The following is a 16,135-nucleotide window of genomic DNA, read 5'->3' as shown; positions in this document are numbered from 1 at the left end:
CTGAATCGGTGTGGTCATTTTGGCGCTCCATTTTGTGCCAGAGTTTTCACTCCTCCGCCAGAGCATCACTAGATCTTGGGTTCGCCCAAGAGCGTAAGAGCGACTGTCAATCAGCAAATCTCGCGCCAATCGAAACTTTGATGCCGGGACAACGCGGTAACTCTGAGCGTGGCGTGTCTCGTTTCGGACACACTGTCGAATATCCGACAGTAGGGGCCTTGTTACCCGATCGATACGCGGTGCTCTAATCTCCTAGACTAGTGCGCGTCCATAAACGGCTGTTTTCCCGGAGTTTTCAGTGGTCTTTGGCCTGCTGAAGCGATGTTTTGGGGACGCGTGATGGTACAAGGGCATGGAGGTTGCGGCCGGGGGTCGATCTGGCGGCAATGGGGTCATAGGGGTATCGGCCGGCGCTCGCCGGCGTGCTCCTGAACGCAGCCCGATGACTGGGGGTCAGGTCGATCTGAGGCGGGTGAAGAGGGCGAGATTGTAAGCGACCACCGAGGACCAGACGTAAGCCTTGAAGTGGTTGAGCCCGCGCCAGGTGCAGCGGGCCAAGCCATAGGCGCGCTTCAGGCAGGAGATGCTGGCCTCGATACCAGCGCGGAAGTTGCGCAGCTTGCGATAGACCCAGCGGCTGCTGACCATGTCTTCGATCCTGAGGGCGCTCTTCTTGTGGAACGCCATATCGCGCACGCCCCAAGCCTTGGCCTGGCGCAGATTGGCGCGGCTGGCATAGCCGCCGTCGGCCGCCGCCTGACGCGGCGGCTCGCCGTAAAACGCGATGTGGCGCTCCAGCATTAGCAGCAGACGCTCGCTGTCGGCTGGGTTGCCCGCTTCGATGACGAGATCGAGGATCAGTCCGCTGCGACCGGTGGTCAGATTGATCTTGTGACCATAATCGACGTCGCGGCTGCCCTTGACGATGATATCGGCATGCGGCTCGAACAGGCTCACCAGCTTCTCGCCGGCCGGGACCGGCTCGCCTGCCAGGACCCGCCGTTCGGTCTGGGTGATGATCCGCTCGATCAGCGGCCGGTAATGGCGGACTTGGGCCTGCCACAGTTCAATGGCCGGGCTCGCCGCCAGGGTCAGCTGCTCAGCCGCCTGCTGGAGATAGCCCAAGGTGGTGCGTGTGATCCTGAGCAGCTCGCGGTAGTGCTTCACCCGTTTCGGGCGGCCGCGGGTATATTCGATCGACCGGGACCGCTTCTTCGCCGCGCGGCAGTGATCGTGCCATGGGATGGCGCTGCCCAGTGCATCCGCGTGCTGCAACAGCCGCACCATCACCCGCACAGCGTCCCATAACAGGCTGCTGTCGCTCGGCTCGTGGACGAGTGCGGCGGTGACGGTGCTGTCCACGCGCACGACCTTGCCGCCTTCCAGCTTCTCTCGCCTGGCGCTTGCCAGCAGTACTTTGTTGATTTCTTCCCAGGTCGGCGCCTGGATCGCGCTGATCGTCTTGTGCAGGACTGATTTCTTTGGGCTCCACCCCCATGGCAGCCGGGCAAAAGCCCGGAACGAGGCGGAATCCTCCAAGTGAAAGGCCAGTTCCTGATAGCTTAGTTGGCGGTGCTGCTTGAGCAGCGCGCAGCGCAGCACAGCCTCCGCCGGCAGGCCCTCGCGGCCGGTCTCCTTGAGATCGTGCCGGCGCAGGTCCCGCGTCACCAGGCTCAGAAGCTCGCGATGCTCGTCCAGCCATTGCGACATGGCTTTCAATTCACAGCCGATCTCGTGTCCGGCGAAAAGATCAAATACACTGGATTGGACGGTGCGTTCTTGGCGCATTGTCGGCCCCGGCGGTGGCAGAAACGCTTTGGAATCAGTGGCTTGATCTCGAAGTGTATCTGAACCCGCCGGGCCTTGCCTACCCAAAATCAGGATTCATTCAATAATATCAGCAGCTTGCCGTTTATGGACGCGCACTAGACTAGGAGTTCTGCGAGGGTGACGCACCGAGATACTTCCTAGCGGTTTTCTCGAAGCGGGGAAGGGAGTTGCGAAGCGTCGGAACTGTTTGGCCTTAGCGAAGTAACATTCGATCAGGTGGCGTAGGGGTGCTTGTTGATAGGGTATTTTTGAGCAGGAGACGGGTTGTGTGGCGATGACCGCCACGGCGTCTTTTTCCGCGATCACTTAGCGTGCAGGCGATCTGCGTCATTGGCAGTATCGACCATAACGACTTTGGCGGGCAAGCCGTCGCTCAGGGCATGGGCCTGCAGGCAATCACCCTGTGGCCGGCGGTCAAGGTGAAGCGCACCGGGCAGCCAGACCTCTGAAGGCCATATGTACATCGGTGGGGCCGCCGCGGGAATGGCCAAGGGCGTGATCCTCAGCCCCATTTTAGCGCCCGAAGCATATTGATGGCGAGGATGATCGTGGAATCTATCATCTACTCGAAGTCCGGGTCGTCCGACATCGACGCAAAGGGATCTATCGAACCAAGCGTCAGATTTTAGGCGCTAGAACGCGCTAAACTTGGCGCGCCTTACGATCGGCAGCCCGTTCTCTGTCTTGCCGACAATCAGATGGGTGGCCCCAGGAGGCAAAGAGCCGTCGGGATTGGCCTCTAGGGCTTCGCCCCGTTCGATCAAACCCCGCACGAACGCCGCTTTGTCGGCGTCGTCCGGGACCATTACACCAGCCTCCCTTTTGGATGGCACCTTCGCTCTCCTTAATCAACTTCCATATCATATTGTCCATCTTATCATTGGCATCCGCAGTCGCAATCGAATAGCAGCCTAGCCAAGCGCGCGCCCCCGGGGGTCTTCACCAGCCGATGTGACTTTAGCCTATGTCCGTGGTCCAGCCGAGCCTCGGGCAAGACCACCTCGCCATAGTCCACACGACCTCGGCTAAATAGATCGTCGACGAACACCTGAGCCGCGGTCTCTGCACCCAGAGGCTGTATCGACGACAAGTCGCCGGCGGCGCTTAATGCGACGAAACGGCAACTCTGTGATGGCGTCTTGACGAAGAGCACCCCGCTAATGCCGTAGTGGTCTGCGGGCAACGCTATCTCGGCCAGCTCTTCCTGCGCGGCAGCAGGCGCACCGACAATCGGCGGGACAGAGGCAATGCTTGCTGCGGAGTGCAGAGAAAGGATCAAACGACGCACGTAGATTGCTTTGATGATCGGCGGGTATCTGGCATCCACCGAGCCAGCTGCGATCACCATATTCGCGGCAACTTGGGCGTACCAGTTGGACACCACCGGCGAAGCTTTGATCGCGCTAATGAGAATGCCAGCCAGATCGCTTGCAACTGATAGCAATTCAGCCTCCGTCGGCATCGCCGGATTTTGCGACTTGGCAGAAAGGGCCGCACCCAGCGATTCGAAGAACGCGCCTGTAAAAACTCGCGAGAACGAGTGCGGCTCGGAGGAAAGGTGTTCTGCCGGAGCGGAGTTGGGGATGGTCGTCGGGTCTAGGTACGCGAAGGAATTCACTGCATTCCGCAGGCAGTCCGCGTCTACAGCGTCCGGACGCTGCGCGCGGATGGCCGCGCCGAGCTGCTCAGCGAGGCGAGAAAGCCGCGAGTTCCTGTACAGACGGCCGCCTGTATCCTGCAGTATGCCGGTGCGGAGCGACGGTAGCTGGATAGCCGACAAGATGGCGCTGATGTCTGCGAAAGATTCATGGAATGCCGCGACTTCCTGGCTGCCTACGTCCCACAACTCCGGCTTGAAGGAGTCCAACACCGCGTGTCCCATCTCGTGGCAAACCACATCCGGACTCTCACCCGAATAGACGGTGCCTGTTGGAGAGGGGTCGTAGAAGAAGTTAAGTGCCGTACGATCATAATAGGCGTTGAGACCGACTTCTTCGTCTAGGATGACCTTTAGGGTCGCGCCGACCCGCCACTTCGTCAGCGGAACGCGCGCGGACCAGAAATCTGCGCCTCGTCGCAACGCTTCCGCTGCAGTCCAATACCTGAAATCGGCCGCTCCGGGAGGGTATACGCTTGGCTCCGGAGCAGGCTTGGGAAACCGAAAGGCAAGAGGCTTCTTGGAAAGGTCTGGAATGGGTCGGCTAACAAGCACCCCCGATCCGGGGTCGTCCTCCCATACGGAAACCGAATTGCTCCCTCCCGCATCGGCTGTCTTCACCGAACCTGTAGCCCGCGCCACTGTGTTAACAACGTTTTCTATTTATCCGCTCAGGAGCGCGGCGCCCGCCGCACTCCCATTTCCTTGAGCAACCGGCCCGCGCCGTCGATCTTGTCCATGGTCCAGATCATGAAGCGACTGTCGACATGGATGCTGCGATTGCGGTCCGCGTCGGGGGCCCAGTCCGAGATCACCCCCTCAAGCGTGCCGTCGAACGCGAGACCCACGAACTCGCCACGCCCGTTCAGCGTCGCCGAGCCGCTGTTGCCGTTGGTGATGTCGACCGTGGACATGAAGTCGACCGGCAACGTGCCCAGCGCTGGCGCGACATAGGGGCCATAATCCTTGACCCGAATCGCGGCAACCACCCCATCCGGCGCATCGAACTCGCCCCTGCCAGTGTGCTTGGCCAGAAGTCCCTCGGCCGTGGTGAAGGGCGTCCAAATCTGCCCGTCACGCGTTCGCCCTGTCACCTTGCCCCAGGTGAGGCGCAGCGATCCATTCGCGTCAGGATACACGGGCTGGTCGATTGCCTGCCGATAGGCTCGCAGGCCCTGCATATAGGTCGCGCGGGGCGCCTGCGTGCGGCCGGCGCGGTCTTTCTTCGCCCGCTCCGCAGCTATGTCGCCGGGATAGAGCGCGACCGCCAGCTTAATGAAAGGATCATCCGACGCCTCGAAGGCAGTAGCCGGCTTGCCGAGCCAGCCGAGCCGCGTGGCCGTGTCGGCGAGTTTGGTCTCTGCATAAACTCGGTCAAGGCCAATTTGGTCCAAAGCGGTCTCGAACGCAGTATCGCGATCCTTTGCGTCTAGCCGACGATACTCATCGAGCGCGGCCTCGAACAGCTTGCGATCGATGTCGGGCAGATAGCGGAGTTCGATCTGCGTCAGTTGATCGAGGGTCTCGTTACGGTCACGATCTTGAAAGCCGCTTTCACGGTCTTCATCGGGCTTCTCGTGTTCCTTCGCCCAGCGATAGAGAGTGCGCGCGGACGAGAGGATTTGCGCGCGGTTCAGCAGCGCCTGCCGCAGCCCCTTGAGCGAGGCACGGCTATTCTCGGCCACCATGGCGTCCAGTTCGCGGATTGCTGCGCCATAGCGCGCCTGCCGCGCGGGATCGTCTGCGACCCAGTCGCAAAAAGCTTTCTCCTCGATGGCCTTGCGCGCGTCGAGCCCGATTGCGTCGGCGCCGGCAAGATCGCCCGCCAGCTTCTTCTTGTAGTTTTCAACGCCTCGCAGGATGGCGGCGTAGCGGATCTGCGCTTCGCGATTACCTGCCGTGGCTTGGTTGATCTGGGCCGCATAATCCGACAACAAACGCTGCAGCAGCGGTTCATAGTCCGCGAAGCTGAACCGGACTTCATCCGCGGTGAGGAACCGATTGGTTGCTCCGGGAAAGCCGGCGACCATCACGAAATCGCCTTCTTGCACACCTTTTGAGGCGATGCGCAGCCAGCTCTTCGGCCCGTAGGGGACATTGTCGCGCGCGTAAGGCCGGGAGGAGCCGTCAGGAGCGACATAGGCGCGATAAAAGCCGAAGTCGCCTGTGTGGCGCGGCCACATCCAATTGTCCGTTTCACCGCCGAAGTTACCGATGCCGAGCGCGGGCGCATACACGAGGCGCACGTCCTGTATTTCGAGCTTCTGTTGGAGATAGTAGGAGGCGCCGCCATAATAGGACCCTACGTCGCAGCGGCGATTGGGCTGTCCTTCACATGCGGCGATCAGCGCCTTGCGGTTCGTGTCGAGCTGCTGATAGCGGGCAAAGCCGTTCAGCTTGTCCGAGACGCCCTTTAGCATGTCGGCGGTTACATCCCGGATATCCTCGATCACATAGATGCGGCTGCCGGGCTCTGCGGGCAATTCGTCACCCAGGCTCTTCGCCAGAAAGCCGTTTGTCAGATAGTCCTGTCCCTCCTTGCTGTTGTACTGGATGGATCCGAACACGCAGTGATGGTTGGTTGCGACCAGCCCTTGTGGACTGACGAATGAGGCGGAACATCCGCCCAGTGATACGATCGCGTTGAGTGGACCAGTGTCCAGACGGCGCAACTGGGCGGGATCGAGTTGGAGCCCATCCTCGCGCATGGCCGCGCCCACTTCCGCAATCTGCCCCGGCATCCACATACCTTCGTGCGCCGATGTAGCGCTGACCTTCCAGAGCAAGGCGATGGCAGTTGCTTGGGCCAAACATTTCAAATGCGCATTCATTTTCGAGTTCATGCTGATCTCACTTTCATCCTGCTTCCTGTTCTACGCAGACAGGCTCGATGGCTATCGGGATGGCCGGCGTGCGCCAGCGCCCGCGCGGCCGCCACCCCTTGAAGACTGATGGACCGTTAACGCAAAGCATCCGTAAGACGCTCACCTCATTGTATCGGTTGCGTGCAACGTTTGCGGATCATCTGCAGCACTAATCATGCCAAAGGAATGAAGTCTTGAATTACAATGTGTTGAGCAGACCCCATCTATGTCCGATCTTCGACATCGTCGTAAACCCGACACTGTCGTCCGCGGTAGCCATGAAGGGCCGCTCCCAACGGTTGTCGCGTAGCCAATAGTTGCGATGGCGATGTCACGTTGTCTGCAATGCGTTAAGGGCCTATGGCCGTCGATGTCAGCTGATCACAGTCACGGCTTTCCAGTCGGCGAAGGCCTTCAGGCGGAGATGCGGGTGGCGAGAGCGGCGCGTTTTGAGTGGGGTGGGACGAAGAGATTGCGCAGAGCCGAGAAGATCGAGAGGAAGCGTTGCAGTGCTCTTGGAGATCGGAAGCCCTGCATCGTCCGCTCCCGTTTTCGCAATGGCACGTGCGCATTCTCGGCGCGATTGTTGAGGCCTTTGTGGGATCGATGTTCGACGGCCGGTATCACTTGACGCTTGGCCGCTCCATAGGTGTGCAGCTTGTCAGCGACCACGCGTTTCGGCGCAGAACCTGCTTCTTCAACGGCCACCTCAGCAAGCGCTTGGCACCTTGGTGTTGCGGCGGGTCTGGACGATCTCGTCGAGGCCGTAGCCGTCCTGGCCGACGGCGCGCCACAACCAGTGTCTCTTGCCAGCGATGGTGATGACAACTCATCCATATGGCGCAAGCGGCGAGCGCAATCCGGCCCGACCTTGATGCCCACCGCGGATTGTCTCATACGAAACCACGATCCCGCGCTGCAGCAGCATTTCCGCGACCAGACGCAGGCTCAAGGGAACCCTGTAAGTAAAGCCAGACTGCATGATGATATGCCGTTCATCATGCGGCTGGCCTGCATACGCGATAGCCAGGGCGCGGGAACCGTTTAGCGCACGGCTTGTCGTCGGCCTCAGCAAATCCATGGCGCGGCGAGGAAGCGGCGGTCGTCTGCTTGATGCATGACGGAAGTCGGCGGCGCTTCACCATAGGCGAAATGCAGGAAGCAAAGGACCGCCTGCATGTGATTACGAATTGCGTCCACGATCTCGGCGTCTGAGCCGCGACCATTGCCAACCGATCCCTCAACCCGCGACATACAGCTTCAACCCAGCCTTGGAACAAGCGAACCGCGCTAACATCGTTGCAGAGGAGCCGTCCACCAGATAGCTCCACTTGTAGTCCGCGCCTTTGGTCGACATAGCGACCTGACTCTCGCCACCAGCAAGGTTGAAAAGCGTTCCTTTGTTGCAGTCGTACCTGGCCTGCGTGAACCAGATGCCTGTGTTGGCGCTGCGGCGTGAGCTGATCACGTTGACGACGCCCGCACCTTCATAGGCCACTTTTCTGGACCATGTACGTCACATCAGGCTCGCCCGTCCGATCGACGCGAGTCGGCGCTGTAACCAAACCACCGTCATATGGCGGTTCCACGACGGCACTGACGGCAGCCGTCTTCTCAACGGGCATGCTGGAACGTTTCAGCATAAGGCCGACGAATCCGATGGTGGCAAGGACAAGCAGACCAAGCACCGCGTAGAAGCCGTAGTCCGCTGGAGTTCGCCTTGGAGGTGGAGCGACAATGGCCCTGATCTGTCTTGCCCTGCCGACATTGTCAGCACGCTTTCCGAAGCCCCTGAATTCCTTAGTGTCGATCCAAACTCGACCTCCGCCCATTCCCATCTATCCTCCAATATCTCAACAGTTCCTTCATTTGCCCGTGAATTGCGTTCGGATATTCGGCGAATGCAGGGCTCATCACGCCGGCGATGCGTCCCATGCAACGATGAAGTGCATGAGGGATTGAGCGCGGGGACGATGCCGCCGCGAACGCTTTAGGATCGATGCGTTGCGCTGTCGCTCGAGTTATCCTTCACCCGTTTCAGGCGTTGCGCTGTCAGACGATCGGGTGCATTTGTGTTATTTCGGGGACGCCTGAGATCGAAACCTCGCTGGTGAAGCTCCCCTAGTCCGTCCCGCCGATCGGCTCGCGCTGCGGCGGCGGGCAGGGGCCGCCCGCCAACGACGGGACCAAAATGAGTTTTACCGACCTTTGCGGTGGGTGCTCAGTAAGGCCTTATGTCCTTGCTGGTCGCCGGGTGTGAGGTGGTTCGCCCTACAGGGGGACAGTAGAACATATCTGTTTTCAACTGAACGTTCCGATCCGCTTTAGCCCGTCTTATGCACGACGACCCGTCTGAGAGGTTGGCGGATGTAGCCTAAGCGATTGATTTGGCGTAGGATTCGGTTGTCTAAGCCAGTCCTGCCACCACGTCTCGCGAGCCACACCCGCCATGACCGACGATACGTTGCTGCCGCTCTCATTTCCAGCCGTTGGGCGCAAGAAGATCACAGCTGCGTTTGACGGCGGACGCATCGCCTCGGATGGTGGCGTCATGCTTTTGGCCGCGGCCGAGCGACGCCTGCAACTGGCCGACAGGCTGGCGGCTGCGATCCACGATCCGCGCGACCCACAGCGGGTGACGCACGCCATGGCCGACATTCTGCGCGCCCGCATCTTTGCGATCGCATGCGGCTACGAGGATGCCAACGATCTCGATCGGCTGCGCACCGATCCGGCCTTCAAGCTCGCCTGCGGGCGGCTGCCCGACAGCGGGATTGATCTGTGCTCGCAGCCGACCTGCTCGCGCCTGGAGAACCTGCCAGACCTGCGCACCGTCATCCGGCTCGGCTGGGTGCTGGTCGATCTGTGGCTGTCGAGCTATGCCGCGCCGCCCAAAAGCGTGACGCTCGACATCGACGACACTGTGGATGTCGTTCACGGCCATCAGCAGCTCTCGCTCTTCAACGCCCATTACGACGAGCGCTGCTTCCTGCCGATCCACATCTATGACGCCGCGACCGGACGTCCGGTCGCCATGATCCTGCGTCCTGGCAAGACCCCGACGGGCAAGGAGATCCGCAGCCATCTGCGCCGGCTTGTCAGGCGCATCCGCGCCCGCTGGCCGGCCACCCGCCCTGGTCCGCGGCGACGGCCACTATGGCCGGGCGGAGGTCATGGCCTGGTGCGAGAACAATGCGCTCGACTACCTCTTCGGATTGCCCGGGCAACAAGGTTCTCCAGCGTCTCGTTGATGAAGCCGCCGACGATATCCGCACCCGCCGCGCGCTCGAGCAAAAGCCGGTGCTGCGCGGCTATGCCGAGACCCGATACAAGGCGAAATCCTGGAAGACGCAACGTCGCGTCTGCGCCCGCATCGAGGCAACCACCCGCGGCCTCGACATCCGCTTCGTCGTCACCAATCTCGACAAAGCCTCCGCCGAGCATGTCTACGACGTGATCTACTGCGCCCGCGGCCAGGCCGAAAACCTGATCAAGATGCACAAGAGCCAGCTTGCCTCCGACCGCACCAGCTGCCGCTCACCGATTGCCAACCAGGTGCGCCTCGTCCTGCACACCGCCGCATACTGGCTGATGCTCACCCTGCGCGAGGCGGTGCCCACAACCGATCATCTCAGCAGCGCCGAGTTCGCCACGCTGCGGCTCAGGCTCCTCAAGCTCGGCGCCCGCGTCATCGAAACCGTCTCGCGCATCCGCCTGGCCTTCGCCGCCGCCTGTCCCGAGGCCAGCCTGTTCCGACAAATCGCTCTCACGCTGCAGCCCGCAGGACCATGAGCGCCGGGGCATCAAAGCCCCGCCGAACCGACACCTTGACCCTCCAGCGCGTTCCAAAGTCCAGTCTCAGCTGCGGTGAAAAAGACGCCTCACACCTGCATGACCGAACGCTCAACGGCGCTCGAACCACAAGGCTCATGAATAGGACGGGCTAGTTCAGTGTGACGTCCTTGCGCTCCTCGATCAGCCCCACGATAAAGGCTTCATGCGCATCGAGGATGGAGGCGCGGTGGCGGCCCTGCGGGCGTGGCGCCAGTTCGCCGATCTTCGCCCGCGCGCTCCAGCGGATCGCGCTGGACACTCCCGCGCCGAACCGCGCCGCCGCTTGCCGCGCCGACACGCCCTCGTCCGAAGCCTTCAAGACCCGCGACCGAAGATTCCCGCTCAATGCTCTTCTCCTTCAAAGTAGATGTTGAATCAGCACAAAACGCATCCGTCACATGACAATCGATTCATCGATCACAGGAACGTGGTCTACAGCGACCTGGTCAGGTCAACAGAGCATCGACATCTCAGACTTTCTGCAGACGTCCGCAGTACCCTCAAACGCCGCACCAGGATTTTTGGGTTCAGCCTCGATATTGTTAGTCTTTGATTGGCGCGTCGCCTTTCTTTGGCTCGGTATATATGAACAAATCTTTACCGTTCGTGACGGCAGGACCTGATCCACCTTGATAGGCCAAATTCCATTCTGTAACGATTTGCAGTGCCCCACTGCTGCTCTTGGCTGCATAGCCTGTCCAGCCGGTCGCCGAGTGGCAGTTCTCGAGGCCGTTATTCCAGCCGACGGAAAAGGCGATGAAATTGCCGGTCACCCGCCCCGCGATCGGATATGGAGAGTTTTGGCAGCCAGTGCCCTTGGCGCGATTGACATACTGGCCCGTAACCCCACCATTTGAGTCAAGCGAGATGACCATGGTCGAGCCTTTATCGTTCGTCCACGCGCTTGATGCGCCAACCAAGCTGGAAAACTGCTCAAACGAGGCAGGCTCAAAAGCCATCGCAGAGCTGGCTAACGAAAGGCCAAGTCCGGCGAAAATAACACGAAACATACCAGTATTCCTCCTCATGGGGTCATGCATTAGTATTCAGCCAGCCCTAACACTCCACATCTGAAGCAGGCCGACCCGAGAATTAGATCACCTTACACCAAGCCACATGAACATTCCGTGATATTCTGTGACATTCTGTTGACACCAACCATATTCGCTGGCCGGATGGCTTGTGTAGCGAACGCACGAGCGATCGACTAAAAGAGTCTTGCATGCCCGACGCTGGCTTACCCATTGCCGACCGCAAGCGTGGGGCCACAGCGCATCGCGTGGCATCGGACGTCACCATTTGTCAGCATCTGCTCAGCCAGCATCTTCTTCAGCTTGGCGCTCTCCTCTTCCAAAGCCTTCAGCTAGCGCGCATCGGAAACATCCATGCCGCCGAACTTGGCCTTGTATGTGTAGAGGGCTTCCGAATTTCCATGCTTGCGGGCAGACATCGGCGGGGCATTGTCAACTTAACTCGCGTTCAGGGATTTGCGGCATAGACCCGATGTCATGAACACCGCAACCGTCAGCTACAAGCGCCATCGTTTCCCGCCGCAGATCATCGCCAATGCGGTCTGGCTCTACTACAGGTTCCCCTTGAGCCTGCGTCTCGAGGAAATGCTGCTGGATCGCGGGATCCTGTGGTTTTGTATGAGACAATCCGCCGGTGGGGCATCAAGTTCGGTCCGCAGTACGCTCGCCGCTTGCGCCGCAAGCAGCACAGCCGAAACGATGTTTGGCACCTGGACGAGGTCGTCATCACCATCGCCGGCAGGAAACACTGGTTGTGGCGCGCCGTTGACCAGGATGGCTATGTGCTCGACGAGATCGTCCAGAACCGCCGCAACACCAAAGCGGCCAAGCGCTTGCTGACGCGGCTGCCAACAGAAGCAAGGCGTCGCGCCGAAGCGCATGATCACCGACAAGCTGCGCTCCTATGGAGCAGCCAGGCGACAGGTGATGCCGGACGTCGAGCATCGGTCGCATAAGGGATTGAACAACCGTGCCGAGAATTCGCATGTGCCGCTGCGAAAACGGGAGCGGATTATGCAAGGCTTCCGATCACCAGGAGCACTGCAACGCTTCGTTTCGATCTTCTCGGCTCTGCGCAATCTCTTCGTCCCGCCCCGCTCAAAACGCTGCGCTCTCGCTACACATATTCACCGCCTGCAGGCCATGGCGGAATGGAAAGCCGTGGCCATGGTCAGCGGACATCAGCGGCTGCAGGTCTCAACGCGTGTATGCTAAAGGTTTGCGTATGTTTGATCGGGTTCTGCCTTTTTCTCGGGGCTGGCTTTACTGTTGGGTGGCGTCTGCGCGCAGCGATGATGGCATCATTATTCCGAGATCGCTTGATGCCAGGCGACTCTTTGACAAAGAGCCGCCCCGCCTGCAACAACCACAGAACGAAACCAGCGTGTTTCCGGTTGCCACAGGAGCCGGAGAGGCGTTGTCAACTTAACTCGCGTTCAGGGATTTGCGGCATAGACCCGATGTCATGAACACCGCAACCGTCAGCTACAAGCGCCATCGTTTCCCGCCGCAGATCATCGCCAATGCGGTCTGGCTCTACTACAGGTTCCCCTTGAGCCTGCGTCTCGAGGAAATGCTGCTGGATCGCGGGATCCTGTGGTTTTGTATGAGACAATCCGCCGGTGGGGCATCAAGTTCGGTCCGCAGTACGCTCGCCGCTTGCGCCGCAAGCAGCACAGCCGAAACGATGTTTGGCACCTGGACGAGGTCGTCATCACCATCGCCGGCAGGAAACACTGGTTGTGGCGCGCCGTTGACCGTTGACCAGGATGGCTATGTGCTCGACGAGATCGTCCAGAACCGCCGCAACACCAAAGCGGCCAAGCGCTTGCTGACGCGGCTGCTGAAGAAGCAAGGCGTCGCGCCGAAGCGCATGATCACCGACAAGCTGCGCTCCTATGGAGCAGCCAGGCGACAGGTGATGCCGGACGTCGAGCATCGGTCGCATAAGGGATTGAACAACCGTGCCGAGAATTCGCATGTGCCGCTGCGAAAACGGGAGCGGATTATGCAAGGCTTCCGATCACCAGGAGCACTGCAACGCTTCGTTTCGATCTTCTCGGCTCTGCGCAATCTCTTCGTCCCGCCCCGCTCAAAACGCTGCGCTCTCGCTACACATATTCACCGCCTGCAGGCCATGGCGGAATGGAAAGCCGTGGCCATGGTCAGCTGACATCAGCGGCTGCAGGTCTCAACGCGTGTATATGCAGACAACGTGACATCCCCGGCTGGACAGTTTGGCGTGCGTGCGTAGCGCCTCACCCCTTGGTCACTCTGCGTTGCAGAGCCGCCCCACCCCGCGGTAGCGGCTTCTCGTTGGCCAATCTCGGAAGCCCGTTCTTCGATAGGAAATCATTGATCGCTTCGCCAAGGAGCGCTTGGACAGTGCTATCTCGTTCTAGCGCGAGACGCTTCAGCGCCTTCACAACCTCGGTGTCGAAATGACCGGAAATTTGGCGCCGCCCGCTTCGGGACGGAGGCTTGTTTGCGGCCATGGATCACCAAGGAAAGAAGAACTCCCGGTAGCTCTACAAAAAAGAGGAACATAAGTAACCAGAATATTGATGTGTCGACATTTCAACATTTGGAGACTTAATATTGGTGTTACACAAAAGAACTTGACGTAAACGCAGACATAAAGGAAGTTTGCGCAAGCCTTAATCAGCGGGCCGCAAACATGATGGCCGCATACCACTCACTGCGGTCAGCCGCGCGAATAAGATCGACTGGCGGATGCACGCACCACTTAGGGAGGGCGTACTCATCAAGGCCAGCGGAGCGATCGACGCCGGTTCGGAATCCCGCACGCGCGCGGCGAACGTGATCTGCTGGACGGTCGCGGCCGACGTCATGACGCAGGAAGAGCACGACGCCGGGCGCCGCAACTATAATCAAGCTTTCGGCATCGACGTCAACGACCCCGAGGTTGCCAAGGTCGCCGGCGAACCCGATCCCGTTTAGGGCGTGAAGATGGCCGCCTGATCGAACTGCCCGGAGGGGCCGAGCGGCGTTCGCCCCTCGCTCCTACCGCTTTTTCCCATGATGATGGAGTTTATGATGCTCACGAGCACGAAGATGTTTCTGATGATGACCCAAGAGGGTGACTATGGGGCGTTGGTCCGTGGCGCGGACGCGGCGTCGGCGATCGAACGCCACTATGCCGAAATGGATGCATGGTGTCCGCCGCAAGACCCAGAACTGAACGAGGAATTTGCTGTCACCCTTTATGAGATCCCCAGACACGCAGAAGGGGACGTCGCCGCCCTTGGCGACAAGCTGTCGGCCGGTGACTATACGGACGCAGCCGCCCACCTAGTCGCGCGATATCCCGACATCACCTCCATCATCGTCAACGTCATCTATACCTATGAGGAAGGGGCGAAAGCTTCAGAGCTCAAGCCTGTGCCGGACCTCTTCGAGCGCCTCCGCTAGGGCAATCGCGGCCTCGTCCATATCGATTGGGTTGTGAAACGGCCAAAAGCGCGATCGGCCGCTTCGGCGGGGCGTTGACTAATCATGATGTCCGGCGAGACAAAGCTCTTGCCTCGCCTGCGTACACGCGCCCTGGGGACCCGCAACACGCGCCCCGTTCGCAAGCAGGCCGACAGTTCGCGGCGTAGCGCTCCCCGACCCTGAACGCGAGTTAAGTTGACAACGCCCCCTGCGGACATGGGGTCTCCAGCTCCGGGAGAGGATCGGCTTCAAAAGAGCTGCCGTGGCTGTGGCGCGCAAACTGGCGGTGATAATGCATACGATGCTTAAAACCGGCGAGCTCTTTAATCCAAATGCAGGACCCACAACGTAAATCCGGATAGCGTTCAGAATCTGAACGCCTGAGGCGTCCCTGCCGGGACGTGAGCCGAGCCATTCCGCTGATGGGGTTGCACCGCTGACTCAGCAAAGTCACCGTCCACATTGAAGGCTCGTCCCGCGAAGCTCCATCATGCGGCGACCGATGTTGACCGCGAAGACAACCGTGTACCCGGCCAACGCATCTCCAAGCGCGAAGATACTTGACGTCCCCACCGCGATTAGACAACCCCATCGACAGGGCCATCGAGGAGCGCGTCTCGCGCGACACCCCGGACTTCCGCATCACCGCCGGTAACGGCGTCGAGGTCGGCGCGGGTTGGAAGGCGGTCTCCAACGACGGCGAGGAATACGTCTCGGTCAAGCTGAACGATCCAAGCTTCAACGCCCCGATCACCGCGGCCTTGTGGCCGGGTAAGCCCGTGTCGGTCAAAAGAACAAGATCACCCGCCGCTGGGCAAAGCGTGGAACGCAACCTTCGGCACCGCACGACCAGCGAACCCGATCAGCCTACATCTTCGGCGCGATCTGCCCCGAGCTCGGCAAGGCGGCAGCGCTGGCCATGCCCTGGTGTGACACATACGCCATGACCCAGCATCTGACCGAAATCTCCCGCCATGTGGCCGATGACGCGCATGCCATCCTCATCATGGATCAGGCCGGGTGGCACATGTCCAACAACCTCGTCGTGCCCACGAATATCACCATCCTGCCACTGCCGCCGAAATCACCGGAGCTCAACCCGGTCGAAAACCTCTGGCTCGTCATGCGCGAAAACTGGCTGTCGAACCGCATCTTCAAATCCTATGACGATATCGTCGCCCATTGCTGCGATGCTTGGCGCAAGCTCGAAAACCAGCCTTGGCGCATCATGTCCATCGGCCGAAGAGAATGGACAAATGGGTTCTGATCAGTGAGGAGGCGTATTATATTACATATGAAACTTAATATTAATCCACTGAGTTGGAATTGAGTGATAGAAAGAAATAGATGATATTGATCATTAGCAAGCACTAATAGAATATATCGCGCGCGAGTATTTGGAACGTGGTCGGTTGCAGGAGTGCGACTTCCCTATATGAGAGGAATGCGATGGATTTCTGCTGAGC

At 59.9% G+C, this 16,135-nt stretch carries 9 protein-coding genes and 11 pseudogenes; 8 read left to right on the top strand and 12 right to left on the bottom strand.

Features of this window, described 5'->3' with window-relative positions; translation table 11 throughout:
- Positions 1-453 precede the first annotated feature (453 nt).
- The 7 genes and pseudogenes from Amn_RS31755 to Amn_RS31725 form a co-directional block, all read right to left on the bottom strand.
- Positions 454-1,788: an ISNCY-like element ISMlo5 family transposase gene (locus tag Amn_RS31755; RefSeq protein WP_286299662.1), complete on the bottom strand. Its 1,335-nt coding sequence runs from the start codon at positions 1,786-1,788 to the stop codon at positions 454-456.
- A gap of 142 nt (positions 1,789-1,930) precedes the next feature.
- Positions 1,931-2,428, bottom strand: a pseudogene (locus Amn_RS31750) (transposase family protein); the annotation flags it as partial.
- 34 nt (positions 2,429-2,462) lie between these two features.
- On the bottom strand, positions 2,463-2,636 hold the full coding sequence (locus Amn_RS31745; RefSeq protein WP_199202423.1) for a hypothetical protein: 174 nt from the start codon (positions 2,634-2,636) through the stop codon (positions 2,463-2,465).
- A 71-nt stretch (positions 2,637-2,707) separates the two neighbouring features.
- Positions 2,708-4,108: a gluzincin family metallopeptidase gene (locus Amn_RS31740; protein WP_199202422.1), complete on the bottom strand. Its 1,401-nt coding sequence runs from the start codon at positions 4,106-4,108 to the stop codon at positions 2,708-2,710.
- A 50-nt stretch (positions 4,109-4,158) separates the two neighbouring features.
- On the bottom strand, positions 4,159-6,330 hold the full coding sequence (locus Amn_RS31735; RefSeq protein ID WP_244750047.1) for a S46 family peptidase: 2,172 nt from the start codon (positions 6,328-6,330) through the stop codon (positions 4,159-4,161).
- Between the two features lie 394 nt (positions 6,331-6,724).
- Positions 6,725-7,331 (bottom strand): annotated as a pseudogene (locus tag Amn_RS31730) (IS6 family transposase); the annotation flags it as partial.
- A 260-nt stretch (positions 7,332-7,591) separates the two neighbouring features.
- On the bottom strand, positions 7,592-7,849 hold the full coding sequence (locus tag Amn_RS31725; protein ID WP_199202421.1) for a hypothetical protein: 258 nt from the start codon (positions 7,847-7,849) through the stop codon (positions 7,592-7,594).
- Positions 7,850-8,800: 951 nt separating this feature from the next.
- Here Amn_RS31725 and Amn_RS31720 point away from each other — a divergent pair.
- Positions 8,801-10,143: pseudogene (locus Amn_RS31720) on the top strand (IS1380 family transposase).
- A gap of 154 nt (positions 10,144-10,297) precedes the next feature.
- On the opposite strand, the pseudogene Amn_RS31715 reads toward Amn_RS31720, so the two are convergent.
- The 3 genes and pseudogenes from Amn_RS31715 to Amn_RS31705 all read right to left on the bottom strand — a co-directional run.
- Positions 10,298-10,531: pseudogene (locus Amn_RS31715) on the bottom strand (IS630 family transposase); the annotation flags it as partial.
- A 196-nt stretch (positions 10,532-10,727) separates the two neighbouring features.
- Complete coding sequence (locus tag Amn_RS31710) at positions 10,728-11,195, bottom strand: avidin/streptavidin family protein (RefSeq protein ID WP_199202419.1); 468 nt, start codon at positions 11,193-11,195, stop codon at positions 10,728-10,730.
- A gap of 292 nt (positions 11,196-11,487) precedes the next feature.
- Positions 11,488-11,626, bottom strand: a pseudogene (locus Amn_RS31705) (transposase); the annotation flags it as partial.
- Positions 11,627-11,693: 67 nt separating this feature from the next.
- Between Amn_RS31705 and Amn_RS31700 the strand changes: the two are divergent.
- Positions 11,694-12,431: pseudogene (locus tag Amn_RS31700) on the top strand (IS6 family transposase).
- Between the two features lie 250 nt (positions 12,432-12,681).
- A pseudogene (locus Amn_RS31695) lies at positions 12,682-13,389 on the top strand (IS6 family transposase).
- 85 nt (positions 13,390-13,474) lie between these two features.
- Here Amn_RS31695 and Amn_RS32690 read toward each other — a convergent pair.
- A complete protein-coding gene (locus tag Amn_RS32690; RefSeq protein ID WP_353622456.1) occupies positions 13,475-13,711 on the bottom strand; it encodes a ribbon-helix-helix domain-containing protein in 237 nt (78 codons plus the stop codon).
- A gap of 238 nt (positions 13,712-13,949) precedes the next feature.
- Between Amn_RS32690 and Amn_RS31690 the strand changes: the two genes are divergently transcribed.
- On the top strand, positions 13,950-14,177 hold the full coding sequence (locus Amn_RS31690; protein WP_199202418.1) for a hypothetical protein: 228 nt from the start codon (positions 13,950-13,952) through the stop codon (positions 14,175-14,177).
- A 96-nt stretch (positions 14,178-14,273) separates the two neighbouring features.
- Entirely contained in the window at positions 14,274-14,648 is a 375-nt protein-coding gene (locus Amn_RS31685) for a hypothetical protein (protein ID WP_286299923.1), read from the top strand.
- Between the two features lie 47 nt (positions 14,649-14,695).
- On the opposite strand, the pseudogene Amn_RS31680 reads toward Amn_RS31685, so the two are convergent.
- Positions 14,696-14,854 (bottom strand): annotated as a pseudogene (locus tag Amn_RS31680) (IS30 family transposase); the annotation flags it as partial.
- Positions 14,855-14,877: 23 nt separating this feature from the next.
- Between Amn_RS31680 and Amn_RS31675 the strand changes: the two are divergent.
- The 3 pseudogenes from Amn_RS31675 to Amn_RS31665 all read left to right on the top strand — a co-directional run.
- Positions 14,878-15,021: pseudogene (locus Amn_RS31675) on the top strand (IS110 family transposase); the annotation flags it as partial.
- A gap of 256 nt (positions 15,022-15,277) precedes the next feature.
- A pseudogene (locus Amn_RS31670) lies at positions 15,278-15,445 on the top strand (DUF736 domain-containing protein); the annotation flags it as partial.
- A pseudogene (locus Amn_RS31665) lies at positions 15,445-15,936 on the top strand (IS630 family transposase); the annotation flags it as partial. The pseudogenes Amn_RS31670 and Amn_RS31665, both read left to right, overlap by 1 nt.
- Positions 15,937-16,135 lie beyond the last annotated feature (199 nt).

It is taken from the genome of Aminobacter sp. Y103A (assembly GCF_030294925.1).
In the GTDB taxonomy this organism is placed as follows: domain Bacteria; phylum Pseudomonadota; class Alphaproteobacteria; order Rhizobiales; family Rhizobiaceae; genus Aminobacter; species Aminobacter ciceronei.
This window is presented reverse-complemented; position numbering and strand designations above follow the sequence as displayed.

Coding starts and splice junctions, on each gene's coding strand:
- Amn_RS31690 (WP_199202418.1), top strand. CDS start 13,950: ATGCACGCACCACTTAGGGAGGGCGTACTCATCAAGGCCAGCGGAGCG.
- Amn_RS31755 (WP_286299662.1), bottom strand. CDS start 1,788: ATGCGCCAAGAACGCACCGTCCAATCCAGTGTATTTGATCTTTTCGCC.
- Amn_RS31685 (WP_286299923.1), top strand. CDS start 14,274: ATGCTCACGAGCACGAAGATGTTTCTGATGATGACCCAAGAGGGTGAC.
- Amn_RS31735 (WP_244750047.1), bottom strand. CDS start 6,330: ATGAACTCGAAAATGAATGCGCATTTGAAATGTTTGGCCCAAGCAACT.
- Amn_RS31745 (WP_199202423.1), bottom strand. CDS start 2,636: ATGGTCCCGGACGACGCCGACAAAGCGGCGTTCGTGCGGGGTTTGATC.
- Amn_RS31710 (WP_199202419.1), bottom strand. CDS start 11,195: ATGTTTCGTGTTATTTTCGCCGGACTTGGCCTTTCGTTAGCCAGCTCT.
- Amn_RS32690 (WP_353622456.1), bottom strand. CDS start 13,711: ATGGCCGCAAACAAGCCTCCGTCCCGAAGCGGGCGGCGCCAAATTTCC.